The sequence below is a fragment of the Fimbriimonadaceae bacterium genome (assembly GCA_019454125.1).
GTDB lineage: Bacteria > Armatimonadota > Fimbriimonadia > Fimbriimonadales > Fimbriimonadaceae > JALHNM01.
In genome coordinates, this window is record CP075365.1 from 1,587,912 (window position 1) to 1,600,983 (window position 13,072).

Below are 13,072 nucleotides of genomic sequence, written 5' to 3' on the forward strand. Positions count from 1 at the left end.
TTGATTGGGGGTTGCGAGAGGCCAAGTCCCGTCGCCTCCAAAGAGGTCTTGATGCCTGCGCCGCCGCGCCCTGCCTTGCCCGCTCCGCGCAACGCGACCGAGCTTCTCGCCTTAGGCGTCACCATTTTTCCGGGCACGGAGATCAATCTAGAGAAGGCCAATTCTCAAGTGGAAGAGATGACGTTCCACCGCATCTATTCCCTTAAGATGTACTCGCCTGGGACGGTCGAACAAGTGTCCCTCCACTACGCCAACTCCTTACGGAACTCGAAGGTTCATGGCAGCCTTGACGAGCGGCAGGTGACGGGCAACACGGAGGACGGCAACAGTGTCGACGTGCGGATGAGCCCTGCGGCCGATCCTAAGAAGACGATGGTCTTGATGTGGATCTCGCAATCCAAGTCGGACTACTAACCCGCCAGTCGCCGCGATCGCGGTCGTCCCAGTTCCTCACATCTCCGCTGCTTCGCGCCTCGTGCAAGGCATCGAAGTCCAGGTCGGCCAGGGCCACCGCCTCCTCGCCCATCGGCGTCTCCGCCAAGATCGCGGACTCGTGGAAGGGTTCGACGCTTGGGCAGAGAATCGCGCTCGAACCGAACGTGGTGGGAACGGGCTCCCGCCCCAGCGAGCCGACCAGTGAGGCGTGTGCCACAAAGATCTGGTTCTCGACCGCGCGGGCGTGGCAAGACCACCGCACGCGTTGGAACCCTCGCCGGGTTTCGGTGAAGGCGGGCACAAGTTGGAGGAGGACGCCGGCCTCGGCCAGAGTCCGGCCCGATGGCGGAAACTCGGCGTCATAGCAGACCGTGAGGCCGACGCGCCGGTCGGGAAGGGCCCGTAAGCCTGCGCCGGCGCTGACGCCCCACTCGACAGATTCGAACTGGGTCATCACCACCTTCGGCAGGTCCAGGCTCGTCTGACCGCCCGGTGTGACGAGGTGGGCCGTGTTCAGCACCCGGTCGCCCTTCCGGACGAAGGTCGTCCCGAAGACGATGTGCTGATTCCGCTCAACGGCCAACTCCGCGAAGGCATCGAGACGGTCGGCGACGAAGTCGGCCAAGAGCCCGGGCGCCTCTTGACTCGTGGCTTGGGTAAAGCGGGGAGCGGAGAGCAGCTCGAGCGAAAGGCACTCGGGGAACAGCACCCAATCCGCCCCATCGGCTCGGTCCAGGCACTCGGCCAGGTGGCTAAAGTGGTCGTCAGGGCGGCCCAGCGGACGAATCGCGTAGTTCACGACGGCGAGCCTCACGGGTTCCACTCCAGAAGCGCGGCGGCGTTGCCCGATTCGTCGTCGTCCATGTAGTCCTCGATCACGCCGCGATAGGCCATGCCCATACGCAGCAGAGGGGTGAGCGTCCGGTCGCGGGCGTCGCCGCGGACCACGGCCAGGCAATAAGCCTGCTTCAGAGTATCGCGGTTCGCCACCGACCATTCGCGCCAATCCGGGATGCGGCACGCCGTTCCAAAGCGCCTGAGGCCGTTCGCCTTTACGAGGTTAAAGCGGGCTTGGTAAAGGGCGCGGCCGACCCCCTGGCCCCGGGTTTCGGGATGGACGCTGATGTCCGCGCCGTAGAGCGTCGAGCCTTGCGGATCGTGGTTTTGGAACTCGGTCCCGCCCGTGGTCTCCATCCAGTCCGCGTGGGATTCCCACCCCTCCTCGGAGACGATGAGGTTGCTGGCGCTTCCGATGACCAGCCCTGCGCGCTCCGCGACGAACTGCCCCTCGGGAAAGACCGTGAGGTGGGCGCGGATGTGCCCCTCAAGCCAGTGATAGTCCTGCGGGAAGGGAGGGGGGAAGCAGGCTTTCTGCAGGGCCACGACTCCGGAGACGTCGGCGAGCGCCATCGGTCGAACGATGAAGCTTTCGTCGGTGCGGTGAGGCACGGCGCGAAGGTACCTGGCCGGCAGGGGCCGCTCGGCGGGAAAATGAGTCGTGCCGACACTCCGTCTGTGGAAGCCTTTTGGCGTCCTTTGCCAGTTCCGCGAGGGATCGGGACGCCCGACGCTGGCGGATCTCGTGGACGTCCCCGACGTCTATCCGGCCGGCCGACTGGACTTCGACAGCGAGGGTTTGGTCGTGCTGACCGACCAGGGTTGGCTGCAGGCGCGGCTCACGGAGCCCAAGTTCCACCACGAGAAGGAATATTGGGTGCAGGTGGAAGGCGTGCCGGGAGAGCAGCAGCTTGCCGCCCTTCGCACGGGGGTGGAGCTGAACGACGGCATGACTCGCCCGGCGCGGGCCGAGGTCTTCGCCTCACCGCCTTTGCTTCCGCCCGGGGCGCCGGTCCGAGAACGCGCGGACGCCCCGACGTCTTGGCTCAAGATCGTCTTGACCGAAGGTCGGAACCGGCAGGTGCGACGGATGACCGCGGCTATCGGCCACCCTACGGTGCGGCTCGTCCGCTGGGCGATCGGGAATTTGGACCTGCGCGGATTGGAGCCGGGAAGGTGGGAGGAGGTGCCGCCCGCGCTCATGAAGCGGTTGATGGGCGGTTAGCGCACGACGACTTTCTTGTCGGTCAGCTTCGTGAGGAGCGAACCGACGACCCGGCGAGCCTCGGCCGTCGCTTCGTCTTCGACCCCGGCCGAGCGGGCCGCCTGGACAAACCGCGCGCCTGCTTCCTGCTGCGCCCGGAGGCCGAGGTTCGCATCGTTCCAAAGGAGTCCAGACGTGCTTGTGTGGACTTTGGCGGTGACCACCGGTTCATAAACGCGCGGCTTCGGCAGGGTGACGACGATCGTGCCCTCGACCACCTCGATCTGAGCCTTGCGCAGGTCGATGCCTGCGTCGACCGTGCCGGTCGCGGTCACGAGCGCCTTGTTCCGGGTCAAGCTGCCGACGAAGTCGTCGGAAGCCGGGATCCACGCCGCCCAATCGGCCGCCCGTCTCTGAGTGCCGTATTCGAAGACCTGCTCGTACTGGTGGCGCACCGTTCGGAGTTCACCAAGCGCCTGCACTCGCTGAAGTAACACTGGAGTCGGGACGACCTTCGTCTGGACTGCGGGGACCGCTACAAAAAAGACGTAGACGGCCGCGGCGCCTAGCGCGGCGGCGAGGATAAGGGTCAGGGGCCCGCGGTCGTTCCGCACATGGCATTCGACGCTTTTCAGACCCTGGGCACTCCAAGTCCTAGGTACGAATGTCCACCAGTCCCCGGCGTGAATCACTTGACCCCTTTCAGTAGTAAAGTAAGAGTGTCGGGTACTGCTTTCGCAACGCTCGGCCCAGGACGGTCTCAAAGATGCCCACAGTTCTCGTCGTCGCTTTGGTGGTGTTGGGTTGCGTCGTTTTTGCGAGCGTCATCGAGGGGCTCTTCCACCGCTACATCCTGCACACGCCTCAGAAGAAACTCCTGCGAGGGCTGCTCATCCCTTCGTACATTTCGCACTCCGTGGAGCACCACCCCGCCTATAGGGGCGAGGACTACCACCGAGACGCACCCGAAACGGAGCAGCCGATCAGCCTTGGCCCCATGATGTGGCCCGCGACGATGCTCGTCACCTCGCCGATCACGATCGCGGTCTGGCTCACTCTCGGCCCCGCCGCGGGAATCGCCGTGCCCGCTACGTTCACGCTCTACTACATCGCGTACGAGTTCCTGCACTGGCACATGCACTTCACGCGGCCGGACGGCGAGCCGCGTTGGTACCACTCTTGGCCGCCCTCGCGCCAGCTCTTCCAGTGGTTCGACAAGCGGCACTATATCCACCACATGGACGACAGTCGCAACTACAACGTGGTGCTGCCTTTCTACGACATTTTCACGGGCCACTATTCGCTAAGCGAGGAGTCCGTGCCGTGGGGGATCCGCCGCCGCAAGGCGAAGGCGATGGCGAAGGCGGCCAAGATCCGGGCGGAGCGCGCTGCCCGCGCGATCGTGGAAATGGCCCAGCCGGAAGAGCGCCAGCCCGTCGCCAAGAACTGAATTCAAGAGGACTGGCGAGCGAGCCGGTCGCGCATAATTCGGGGTCAACCATGGGCATCGACCCCGTCCTCACGCGGCAGGCGCTCCTGCGAGCCGGCCTCAGCCTGCCGTTCCTCCCCGCTTTGGCCCGTGCCCAGCAGATCCAAGCGGAGCCTGCGGCGACCGGCGTGATCTCCGAGGCGGACCTCGCCGTGGCTGACCGTCTCGGCGGGGTCTCGTTCTCCCCGGCGCAGCACAAGCTCGCATTGGGCAGCGTTCGAGAGCGGGCCGCCTCTTACTCTGCGGTCCGTGAGATGGACCTCGCCAACAGCGTCGAGCCCGACCTCGTTTTCCAGCCTTACGGGCGCAAGCCCGAACGCGAGCCGGTCGTGGCCGCGAGCCCGGTCTTTCCCATGGAGGTGCCCTCCGGCCGGGAACTCCTGAGCAAGCCGGTGGCCGAACTCGCGTTCCTCTTGCGGAGCGGCGCGCTGACCTCAGAGCGGCTGACCGGTGAAGCCATCGCCTGCTTGAAGCGGCTGGACCCCGTGTTGAAATGCGTGGTCACGCTGCTCGAGGAGCAGGCCATGGACGAGGCGCGGCAGGCCGATGCCGAGCTCAAGGCGGGCGGGTCGGAGAAGCCGCTGCTCGGCATCCCCTATGGCGTGAAAGACCTCTTTGCGACCAAGGCGGGCAAGACGACATGGGGCGCGGAAGCGTTCCGCGACCAAGAGTTCGACTTCGACGCGACGGTCGTGCGAAGGCTGCGCGAGGCGGGGGCAGTCTGCACGGCCAAGCTCACATGCGGGGCGCTCGCCTATGACGACGTCTGGTTCGGCGGACAGACGAAGAACCCCTGGAACCTGAAGCAAGGTTCGAGCGGGTCTTCTGCAGGTTCGGCGAGTGCGGTCTCGGCCGGCATCCTGCCCTTCGCGATCGGGACGGAGACGCTCGGCTCTATCATGTCGCCCTCTTTCCGGTGCCGCGTGACCGGGTTACGGCCTACCTACGGCCGCGTCAGCCGGCACGGCTGCATGCAGCTCAGCTGGACGAACGACAAAGTCGGGCCGATCGTGCGGCACGCCTCGGACGCTTTGCTGGTCCTGCGAGCCATCGCCGGCCACGACCCCGAAGACCGGGCGACGCTCGCGCAGCCGATGGAAGAACCCTTCGCCACGGGGGCTCGCGGCGGCAAGATCGGCTGGTTCTCGGACGAGGAGGGGGCGGAACCCGTTTTCGTTGGCCATCTTAGGGAACTCGGCTACCAGGTCGACAGGATCAAACTGACGCCTCCGCCGGACGCGGTGCTCACCTGCCTCTTGGTGGAAGCTTCGGCCGCCTTCGACAAGGTGACGCGCGGAGCGGACATCGAGAAGATCGGGAAGTTGTGGCCGCCGGAGTTCTTGGCCGCCCGCTACGTGCCCGCGGTCGAGTATGTCCAAGCGCTGCGCGTGCGTGCGGTCGTCGCCCGGCGGTTCGAGGAAGAACTCGGCGACTTCGACGCGGTGGTCGCCGAGGATACGGGCGGCTCGCTCCTTATCACGACGAACAACACCGGTCACCCGCAGATGATCATTCCCTGGGGGACAAATGAGAAGGGGGCGCCGAAGGCGGTCAGCATCGTGGGCCGGCTCTACGACGAAGCCAAGGTTTGCGAGATCGCGGGTGCGCTCCAATCGAAGGCGCACTTCCACGAGATGTTGCCCCCTCTCTAGAGGCACAGGGCCAAAGGGGCAAGCGACCGCCTCAAGGGGCGTATTGCTCCCTTATGGAAAACCTACAGGCTTGCGTCGAGGCTTGCCGGACGTGTGCGCAGGCGTGCGAGAACTGTGCCGAGCAATGCCGAGGGCAGCAGGGCATGGAAGAGTGCGTGCGGACCTGCGAGCAGTGCGCCGCAACGTGTCGGTCCTGCGTCGATGCCATGCAGAACGGCTCGACGAGCCAGTGCCAGACGTGCGCGGAGACCTGCGAGCGTTGCGCGGCAGAATGCGACAAGCACGACAACGACCATTGCCGCGAGTGCGCCCAGACTTGCCGAGATTGCGCGGACGGGTGTCGCGAGGTCGCGACCGTCAACGTCTAGTCTCGACCAGGACAATTTTCCGGCGTCGCAACCTGGTTCTCCGTCATTGGGCTGGGCAGGTTGCGGCGCCGCTTTTTTCATGTAGGTTGCGCTCTTCGTCAAGATTGCCAGATCGCGAAGAATGCCCCGGCCGGATCGCGGAAGAAAGCGACCCCGCCTTCTTCGAAGCGGCGGTCCTCGATGAGCTCGCCCCCGTTCTCCAGGGCCGCCGCGATGCTGGCGTCCAAGTCGGCGACGATGAAGTAGGGCATCCAGAACGGGGGAATGCCCACGTTCGGGCCGCGGCTGTGGCAGATCCCCGCCACCCCGTCGTCGGAACCGGGCGGCATCATTGAGTAGTCGGCATAGTCCTCCACCGGGACTTCCTCTGACTGCCACCCCACGACTTTGGAGTAGAAGTCGCGGAGCGCCGAAGCGTCTGGGACGGTGAGATCGAGCCAGGCCAGGCTACCGGGTGCCGGGGCGTCTTCCATGGCCGATTATTGTAGTCCCGATTCTTTCTTGGTGAGCAACGAAAATGGGGGGCTGGGACGTAGCGAAAGCATGCGCAGGATCACCGCCGCACTCACGCTGGCCGTCGCCAGCCTGGCCCTGGCCCAGCAAGCCTCCGTCGTCGGCACTTGGAACGGCAAAGTCGAACTCAAGGTCCCGGACGAGATGAAGGCTCAGATGAAACAGGCGCCGCCCATGCCGAGCCTGAAGCTCGTCTTTGACAAGGCCGGCACCTACGTCGCCACCCAGAAAATGCCTAACGAAAACACGGAGCACAAGACCGAGGGGACCTGGAGGGCTTCTGGCAACAAGGTCGTCCTGACCCCCAAGAAACGCGACGGCAAAGCGGTGAGCGGGGAAGGAGCAAAGGAGCGGACTTACATCCTGGCTAAGGACGGCAAGACCATGACCATGGATTTGACGAGCCAAATGGCGAAGAATGCCGGCGGCCAGGCGCCCAAGGGGATGAAGGTCACCGTTATTCTAAAGAAGGCATAAGGCGGGCCGTCTTTCCGGCCAATGGTGGAGATCTTTGCCGGGTGGGCTCGGCGCAATGCGGCGCTTACTCCAGCAGTTTTACGAGCTTTTCGCCGCGATGCGGAAGTCCACCGTAGTCGCCGTCAAGACGCCGAAAGCCGACTTCGCGATGTACGTGGACGGGGTCGAGTCGGTCGTGGAAATCTCGGACACGGCGTTTGAACCGCTGCCTGAGATCCTACGGCACGACGTCTCAAAGGTGGTGACGCACGTCGCACACGCGGTGAAACCCTCTTGATCCGCCTCGACCCCCTTGCGCTAGTGGTCGAACTTGGCCTTGCCGCAATCGACGGCGAAGCAGCGGCCTAAGGCTTCGGGGCAGAATCGGGGCATGCCCTATGCCCACTTGGTCGACGGCAGCGCCAGCATTGACCTGAAAGCGGTGAACACCCGCGACGATTTCGGGCTCGAGAAGAAGCAGGGCGAGGAAGAGGCAGACCGCCTCGGAAAGGAGTTGGGCGAACTCGAAGACCTCCTTTATTACGCGAACCAGAACTCGTTGCTGATCGTTTTGCAGGGCATGGACACGTCCGGGAAGGACGGCCTGATCCGCTTTCTTCTAAATTCGATGAACGCCTTGGGAACGGACGTGGTGCCGTTCAAGGTGCCGACCGAGGAGGAACTTTCCCACGACTTCTTGTGGCGGGTCCATTCCAAGGCGCCCCGCCTGGGGCACGTCGCCGTCTTTAACCGCTCGCACTATGAGGACGTCCTCGTTGTTCGGGTGCACTCGCTGGTCGCGGAGCCGATTTGGCGCCAGCGCTACGAGCACATCCGGGCGTTCGAGCGGTTGCTTCTGGAGTCCAACACCATCGTGATCAAGCTCTTCCTGCACATCAGCAAGGAGGAGCAGGAGACCCGCCTTCTGCAGCGAGAGGCCGCGATCGAGAAGGCTTGGAAGCTGAGCGTCGGCGACTGGAAGGAGCGCGCCCATTGGGACGAATACCAGGCGGCCTACCAAGAGGCTATCGACCGTACCGCGACCGAGGAGGCGCCTTGGCACGTGGTTCCCGCCGACCATAAGTGGGCGCGGAACCTGGCTGCCGCCGAGGCGATCGTCAACGCTCTCCGACCTTACCGGCACGCGTGGCTGGAATCCCTCCGCGCCTATGGCGAGAGGGCGAAGGCGGACCTGGTCGCCTACCGCGCGGCGGCGGAGAAGGGCTAGCCCCCGAGCTCGCGTGCGTCCCACTTCGGCAGTGTGTGCTTGAGGGGCTTGTCCGTGCGGTAACCCAGCTCGTACTCGGCTTGCATGAGGGTGTGGATCTCGTGGGTGCCCTCGTAGATCATTGCCCCGCGGCTGTTGCGGAAGTAGCGCTCGACGGGGAACTCGTCGCAATAGCCGTAGGCGCCGTGGATCTCGACCGCTTTGTTGGCGGCGTCGAAGGCGGCGGCGCAATTCGTCCACTTCGCCATGCTGCACTCCCGGGTGTGGCGGAGGCCCACGTTCTTCATCCAGCCCACCTTCTGGTAGAGCAGTCGACCAATCTCCCGACCCTGGACCATTGAGGCGATCATCTGTTGCACCAGCTGCTTTTTGCCGATCGGCTCGCCACCGACCATGCGCTCGTTCGCATACTTTACGCTGGCATCGAGGCAGGCCTGGATGAGGCCGACCGCGCCGGCCGCCACTGTGTAACGGCCATGGTCGATCGCGCTCATCGCGACCCGGAAGCCGTCGCCTTCCTCGCCAATAAGGCAGTCTGCCGGCACGCGGACGTCCTCAAAGAAGAGCTCGCCCGTGTTCCCGGCGCGGACGCCGAGCTTGCCCTTGATCGGCCTGCTGCTGAAGCCGGGCAGGGTGCGCTCGATGATGAAAGCGGCATAGGACGGTCGCGTGTCCGAAGTGTCGCCAGTGGTGGACGCCTTGTCCGCCGGGGGCACGAGGCGGGCCACCACCAAGAACTGGTCGGCGTAGTCGCTCAGGCTGATCCACGCTTTCTGGCCGTTCAGCACATAGTGGTCGCCGTCGCGTCGGGCGGTGGTCTTCAGGTTCGCGGCGTCGCTTCCCGCGCCGGGTTCCGTGAGCCCGAAGCCAGCGATGGCTTCGCCCGTCGCGAGCTTGGGCAACCACCGTCGCTTTTGTTCCTCCGTGCCCCATTGCAGAAGGGTCATCGAGTGGAGGCCTGCATGGACGCTCATGACCACCCGGGCGGTGGAGTCCGCCCGCTCGAGTTCTTCGCACACGATGCCGAGCGCGATATAGTCGGCGCCCATTCCGCCGTACTCTTGCGGGATGGAAACCCCTAGGAGACCAGCCTCGCCCATCTTTTTCAGCACGCCGGGGTCGCTCGCGTGGGCGCGGTCCCGTTCCGCCAGGCCGGGCAGGTACACGTTTTGGCCGAACTTATAGGCGCTCTCGCGGATCAGGTCGTGTTCAGGGGTCAGGGCGAAGTCCATTCCTGTCCCAATTCTGCCTGAGTCGCCTCGGTTGGAACCGTGACGATCCAACAAGGAGCGGTCCTTAATCCTTAACGAGGCCCAACCGACAGCAACGATCTTGCTTCAACGACGGATTTCATCTGGCTGTCGCAGACCTTCTGGGAAGAGATAGAACGATATATCAGTGATAGCGCTCGAAATAGCTCGTGAAACGCAGAGGGCCCGCTTCGTTACCGGGTATCAATAAACTCTATCAGGTTTAACGTATGGCGTCCCGTAAGTTTTTAGAAGTCTCCCGCCTCTTTGATGCAACCCCGAAAGAAGTTTACGAAGCGTTCTTAGATCCCGCCCGGGCCCAGTTTTGGTTCGCGTGGAACCCGAACGACGAGCGGACGCTCGCATCGTTCGAGCCTCGCGCGGGGGGCCGCTTCGCCGTCCAGGCCAACGGCTCGTCGAACGGAGCTTGGGGTGTGTTCCGCGAGCTCGAGTACTCGACCAGGATTTTGTTCGACCATGCCGAAATCGTCGGGGCCGACCCAAACGAAGTCACTGTCCACTTTGAGGGGGCGGGGCCCGCTACCCGGCTCCTTTTAAACCAGGTTTGGACAGGGGACGCTTTGGCGCTGAACCGGGCCAGGGAGACTTGGCTGGCGCGCCTCGACCATCTGGCAAGCTTTGTGAACAAGAGCGAGCCGATTATCGCGATCGAGGAGATCGCAACCGGCGTAGAACGCGTCTTCGCGGCTTTGGCTGACCCGCGCGCCATGGAGTACTGCCTGGCGGCGGACGAGACACGCGCCGTGAATTGTGAGCTCGACTTTCGCGAGGGCGGGCTGATCGATTACCTAGTCAAGATGCAGGACGGCACCTTCGTGCGCTATTCGGGAACGTTCGAGTCGATTGTGCGGCCCTGGCGGGTTTCCATGACGAAGGCCTTGGTCGGACCAGACGGCGAGGATGCGAAGCACATCGTCGTGGAAGACTGGCCCCGGACGACGCTCGTCATCGCCACAATAGAGGGTGACGAGGCAAGATCCAAGCTGACGATCCGACAGGAGCCGGTCGCCCCGACAAACGAGGCACGAGAGGGGTTCGACGTCGGCCGCGAAGGAGCGACCGAGTACTGGCGGCTCGTCGCTCGGCGGCTTGGATTCTTCCTAACCGACTTCTAAGAGGTGTTTCATCGGTACCTTTACTGTTGCCTGGCTGGACAATTAAGGGTGATAATGCACCGTCAGAGGACACTATGACCACTCGAATTTTTCACGTGCTGCTTTTCGGCGCTTGCTTGGTTCCGGCTTCTGCCCTCCCGGCCCGCGTCTACGTCATGTCTAGCGGCTACAACGTGCAGGACCAGATCGTCCTGAGCTCGCTTGCTGCGGCAGGCCACTCCGGCGTGATCGGAGTCTCGCACGTGCAGTTTGACTCGAGCGTCAATCTTGTCGGGTTTGACGCCGTCATCATGCAGGCGAACTACAACTGGACTGCGGGCGACATGCCTCCGGACGGCCAGTTCCTGCTCACTTCCTACGTCTCTGGTGGCGGCGGGTTTGTCACCTTCGAGTGGACGCTCTGGCTCGCGTCGGCAAGTCAGGCCTTCACGACGTTGAAGAACATTTTCCCTGCCGTACCCACCACGAGCTTTAACGGCGATGCCTTCCACCACCTTGTGCGGGAAACGCCCGACCCGACCATCAATTCCGGCCTTCCGAACGAGTTCGACATCCCCGGCGACAACGTGGCCGGCAGTGAGACGAACGTTCTGGATGTGCAGCCCGGTGCGATCGTCTTCTACCGCACGACGAACCAGGGTAATTTCGTCGGCCTTTGCGGTTGGAACGTGGGCCAGGGACGTGTCGCCCAGTTCTCCCAGACCGTGGGCGAGCAGCACATGACCGACCCCTTTGGGTTCCGACTCCTCGGTAACGTTGTCGAGTGGGTCTCGCAAGGCGCGGGCGCCCAGCAGATCAACCCGAACCTGGTGACGATCCGCGTCGGCCGTGCGAACGGAGGCGGCCTCGCCCAGATCGCGGACATCGACGGCAACGTGATGCAAGTCTGCAAGTTCATCGTGCCGAACCAACAGGTCGCGCCGATCACGGTGGAGATCGAGGGGACGAGCCCGATCAACAACCCCTCGTCGATGCAATTCCGCACATACTCCAAGATGGAGAACGCGGGCGCCTTCTCGACGACCCTAGACCTCTTCGATTGGAACCTGAACAACTTCAGCCCAACCGCAGTCTCGACGACGACGATCAGCACGAGCTACAAGCCGGTTGGGGTCGCCGCCAATGCCCCGGTGGGACGCTTTGTCGGCGCCGCAAACAAGGTGCGAGCCCGCTACCGCATTCGCCAGACGGGCCCATCGAGCGGTGCGATCTGGTGCAACAGCCTCGACCAGGCTGTTTGGTTTGTCCGCCCGTAAACCAGAGGCGGATCCAGAAAGAGCCCCTCCTTCTCATGAGAGGGAGGGGCTCTCTTTTCCGACTAACGGACGGCACTCGAGCTCGGATCTCCTCCCCCAACCCCCCTCCTCAGTTTCCGGGCACAAGGCATCCCGAAAACCGAGGAGGGGGCTTGGGACTCAGAGCGTGCCGCGGAGGGCTTGCTCGCGTTCGATCGACTCGAACAGCGCTTTGAAATTGCCCTTGCCGAAGCTCTTCGCACCCTTGCGGTGGATGATCTCGTAAAAGAGGGTCGGGCGATCCGTGATCGGTTTTGTGAAGATCTGGAGGAGATAGCCTTCGTCGTCACGGTCGACCAGGATGCCGAGGTCGGCGAGGACATCGATATCCTCATCGATCTGCCCTACGCGGTCCGTCAGCATGTCGTAATAAGTGCGCGGCACGGCAAGGAAGTCCACGCCGCGAGCCTTGAGCCGGCTGACGGTGTAGACGATGTCGTCCGTCCGCATGGCGACGTGCTGGACGCCGGGGCCGCCGAAGAATTCCAGGTACTCGTCGATCTGGCTCTTCTTCTTGCCTTCCGCCGGCTCATTGATCGGGAACTTCACGCGGCCGTTGCCGCTCGCCATGACCTTCGACATCAGCGCGGTGTAGTCCGTCGAGATGTCTTTATCGTCGAAGCTGATGAGGTTTGCGAAGCCGAGCACGTTCTCGTACCACCTCACCCATTCGTTCATCTTGCCGAGCTCGACGTTGCCCACGCAGTGGTCGACCTCGATGATGCCGATGCCGTCACCGGGCTGGTTCTCGGCCCGGAAGCCGGGCAAGAACGGGCCGCTGTACTTGTCGCGGTTAAGCAGCGAGTGCACTGTGTTGCCATAGATCTTTATGGCCGCATGGCGGACTTGGCCATGGTCGTCCTGGAGGGTGCGCGGCTCGACTGCGCCCTCTGCGCCTCTTTCCAGCGCAGTCTTGTAAGCCCAGTCCACGTCGTCCACTTCGAACGCGATATCCTGGACAAAGTCGCCGTGGTTGGCGATCAGCGGGGCCATCGGGTGTCCGGGGCGGATCGGAGCGGTGAAGCAGAGCGTCAGCTCGTTCTGGTTGAGGACGTAGCTCGCCTCGTCGCGCAACCCGGTCTCGAGACCGGCATAACCGGTGATCGAAAAGCCGAACGTGTGCTGGTAGAAGAAGGACGCCTGGCGGGCGTTGTTGACGTAGTGACGGATGTGGTCGATCCTGCGGATCGGAAAGGAATCGGCGCTCAT

16 protein-coding genes are annotated in these 13,072 nt (G+C 63.7%); 10 read left to right on the forward strand and 6 right to left on the reverse strand.

Annotated features, from left to right (window positions below; translation table 11 throughout):
• The first annotated feature begins 51 nt into the window (after window positions 1–51).
• On the forward strand, window positions 52–414 hold the full coding sequence (locus tag KF733_07860) for a hypothetical protein (GenBank protein ID QYK54920.1): 363 nt from the start codon (window positions 52–54) through the stop codon (window positions 412–414).
• On the opposite strand, the gene KF733_07865 is transcribed toward KF733_07860, so the two are convergent.
• Both KF733_07865 and KF733_07870 read right to left on the reverse strand, forming a co-directional pair.
• On the reverse strand, window positions 362–1,249 hold the full coding sequence (locus KF733_07865) for a hypothetical protein (GenBank protein ID QYK54921.1): 888 nt from the start codon (window positions 1,247–1,249) through the stop codon (window positions 362–364). The genes KF733_07860 and KF733_07865 overlap by 53 nt on opposite strands.
• Entirely contained in the window at window positions 1,246–1,884 is a 639-nt protein-coding gene (locus KF733_07870) for a GNAT family N-acetyltransferase (protein ID QYK54922.1), read from the reverse strand. Before KF733_07870 ends, KF733_07865 begins: the two co-directional genes overlap by 4 nt.
• A gap of 49 nt (window positions 1,885–1,933) precedes the next feature.
• Between KF733_07870 and KF733_07875 the strand changes: the two genes are divergently transcribed.
• Entirely contained in the window at window positions 1,934–2,497 is a 564-nt protein-coding gene (locus KF733_07875; protein ID QYK54923.1) for a pseudouridine synthase, read from the forward strand.
• Here the strand turns inward: KF733_07875 and KF733_07880 are convergent.
• Window positions 2,494–3,090 (reverse strand): DUF4230 domain-containing protein, encoded by a 597-nt coding sequence (locus KF733_07880; protein ID QYK54924.1) that lies wholly within the window; start codon window positions 3,088–3,090, stop codon window positions 2,494–2,496. The genes KF733_07875 and KF733_07880 overlap by 4 nt on opposite strands.
• Window positions 3,091–3,242: 152 nt before the next feature.
• Here KF733_07880 and KF733_07885 point away from each other — a divergent pair, with 152 nt between their 5' ends.
• From KF733_07885 to KF733_07895, 3 genes are read left to right on the forward strand one after another with little or no spacing between them, the layout of a single operon-like run.
• Entirely contained in the window at window positions 3,243–3,926 is a 684-nt protein-coding gene (locus KF733_07885) for a hypothetical protein (protein ID QYK54925.1), read from the forward strand.
• A 50-nt stretch (window positions 3,927–3,976) separates the two neighbouring features.
• Window positions 3,977–5,617, forward strand: coding sequence for an amidase (locus KF733_07890; GenBank protein ID QYK54926.1), 1,641 nt, complete (start codon window positions 3,977–3,979; stop codon window positions 5,615–5,617).
• 53 nt (window positions 5,618–5,670) lie between these two features.
• On the forward strand, window positions 5,671–5,985 hold the full coding sequence (locus tag KF733_07895; protein QYK54927.1) for a four-helix bundle copper-binding protein: 315 nt from the start codon (window positions 5,671–5,673) through the stop codon (window positions 5,983–5,985).
• A gap of 98 nt (window positions 5,986–6,083) precedes the next feature.
• Here KF733_07895 and KF733_07900 read toward each other — a convergent pair whose 3' ends face one another.
• Window positions 6,084–6,458 carry a VOC family protein gene (locus KF733_07900; protein ID QYK54928.1) on the reverse strand — a complete coding sequence of 125 codons (375 nt, stop codon included), beginning with the start codon at window positions 6,456–6,458 and terminating at the stop codon, window positions 6,084–6,086.
• A gap of 31 nt (window positions 6,459–6,489) precedes the next feature.
• Between KF733_07900 and KF733_07905 the strand changes: the two genes are divergently transcribed.
• The 3 genes from KF733_07905 (at window position 6,490) to KF733_07915 (ending at window position 8,182) form a co-directional block, all read left to right on the forward strand.
• Window positions 6,490–6,975, forward strand: a complete 486-nt coding sequence (locus KF733_07905; GenBank protein QYK54929.1) for a hypothetical protein — start codon at window positions 6,490–6,492, stop codon at window positions 6,973–6,975.
• A 55-nt stretch (window positions 6,976–7,030) separates the two neighbouring features.
• A complete protein-coding gene (locus KF733_07910) occupies window positions 7,031–7,252 on the forward strand; it encodes a hypothetical protein (GenBank protein QYK54930.1) in 222 nt (73 codons plus the stop codon).
• A 93-nt stretch (window positions 7,253–7,345) separates the two neighbouring features.
• Complete coding sequence (locus KF733_07915) at window positions 7,346–8,182, forward strand: hypothetical protein (GenBank protein QYK54931.1); 837 nt, start codon at window positions 7,346–7,348, stop codon at window positions 8,180–8,182.
• Here KF733_07915 and KF733_07920 read toward each other — a convergent pair.
• A complete protein-coding gene (locus tag KF733_07920) occupies window positions 8,179–9,414 on the reverse strand; it encodes an acyl-CoA dehydrogenase family protein (GenBank protein ID QYK54932.1) in 1,236 nt (411 codons plus the stop codon). The two genes, KF733_07915 and KF733_07920, sit on opposite strands and share 4 nt — an antisense overlap.
• A gap of 248 nt (window positions 9,415–9,662) precedes the next feature.
• Here KF733_07920 and KF733_07925 point away from each other — a divergent pair, with 248 nt between their 5' ends.
• Window positions 9,663–10,568, forward strand: coding sequence for an SRPBCC domain-containing protein (locus KF733_07925; protein QYK54933.1), 906 nt, complete (start codon window positions 9,663–9,665; stop codon window positions 10,566–10,568).
• A 74-nt stretch (window positions 10,569–10,642) separates the two neighbouring features.
• The gene (locus KF733_07930) at window positions 10,643–11,824 is read left to right on the forward strand and encodes a hypothetical protein (protein ID QYK54934.1); all 1,182 of its coding nucleotides are present in this window, start codon (window positions 10,643–10,645) and stop codon (window positions 11,822–11,824) included.
• A gap of 159 nt (window positions 11,825–11,983) precedes the next feature.
• Here the strand turns inward: KF733_07930 and hppD are convergent, their stop codons facing one another.
• Window positions 11,984–13,072: a 4-hydroxyphenylpyruvate dioxygenase gene (gene hppD, locus KF733_07935; GenBank protein QYK54935.1), complete on the reverse strand. Its 1,089-nt coding sequence runs from the start codon at window positions 13,070–13,072 to the stop codon at window positions 11,984–11,986.

Coding starts and splice junctions, on each gene's coding strand:
- KF733_07860 (QYK54920.1), top strand. CDS start 52: ATGCCTGCGCCGCCGCGCCCTGCCTTGCCCGCTCCGCGCAACGCGACC.
- hppD (QYK54935.1), bottom strand. CDS start 13,072: ATGAGCGCCGATTCCTTTCCGATCCGCAGGATCGACCACATCCGTCAC.
- KF733_07900 (QYK54928.1), bottom strand. CDS start 6,458: ATGGAAGACGCCCCGGCACCCGGTAGCCTGGCCTGGCTCGATCTCACC.
- KF733_07895 (QYK54927.1), top strand. CDS start 5,671: ATGGAAAACCTACAGGCTTGCGTCGAGGCTTGCCGGACGTGTGCGCAG.
- KF733_07890 (QYK54926.1), top strand. CDS start 3,977: ATGGGCATCGACCCCGTCCTCACGCGGCAGGCGCTCCTGCGAGCCGGC.
- KF733_07925 (QYK54933.1), top strand. CDS start 9,663: ATGGCGTCCCGTAAGTTTTTAGAAGTCTCCCGCCTCTTTGATGCAACC.
- KF733_07920 (QYK54932.1), bottom strand. CDS start 9,414: ATGGACTTCGCCCTGACCCCTGAACACGACCTGATCCGCGAGAGCGCC.
- KF733_07885 (QYK54925.1), top strand. CDS start 3,243: ATGCCCACAGTTCTCGTCGTCGCTTTGGTGGTGTTGGGTTGCGTCGTT.
- KF733_07915 (QYK54931.1), top strand. CDS start 7,346: ATGCCCTATGCCCACTTGGTCGACGGCAGCGCCAGCATTGACCTGAAA.
- KF733_07910 (QYK54930.1), top strand. CDS start 7,031: ATGCGGCGCTTACTCCAGCAGTTTTACGAGCTTTTCGCCGCGATGCGG.
- KF733_07930 (QYK54934.1), top strand. CDS start 10,643: ATGACCACTCGAATTTTTCACGTGCTGCTTTTCGGCGCTTGCTTGGTT.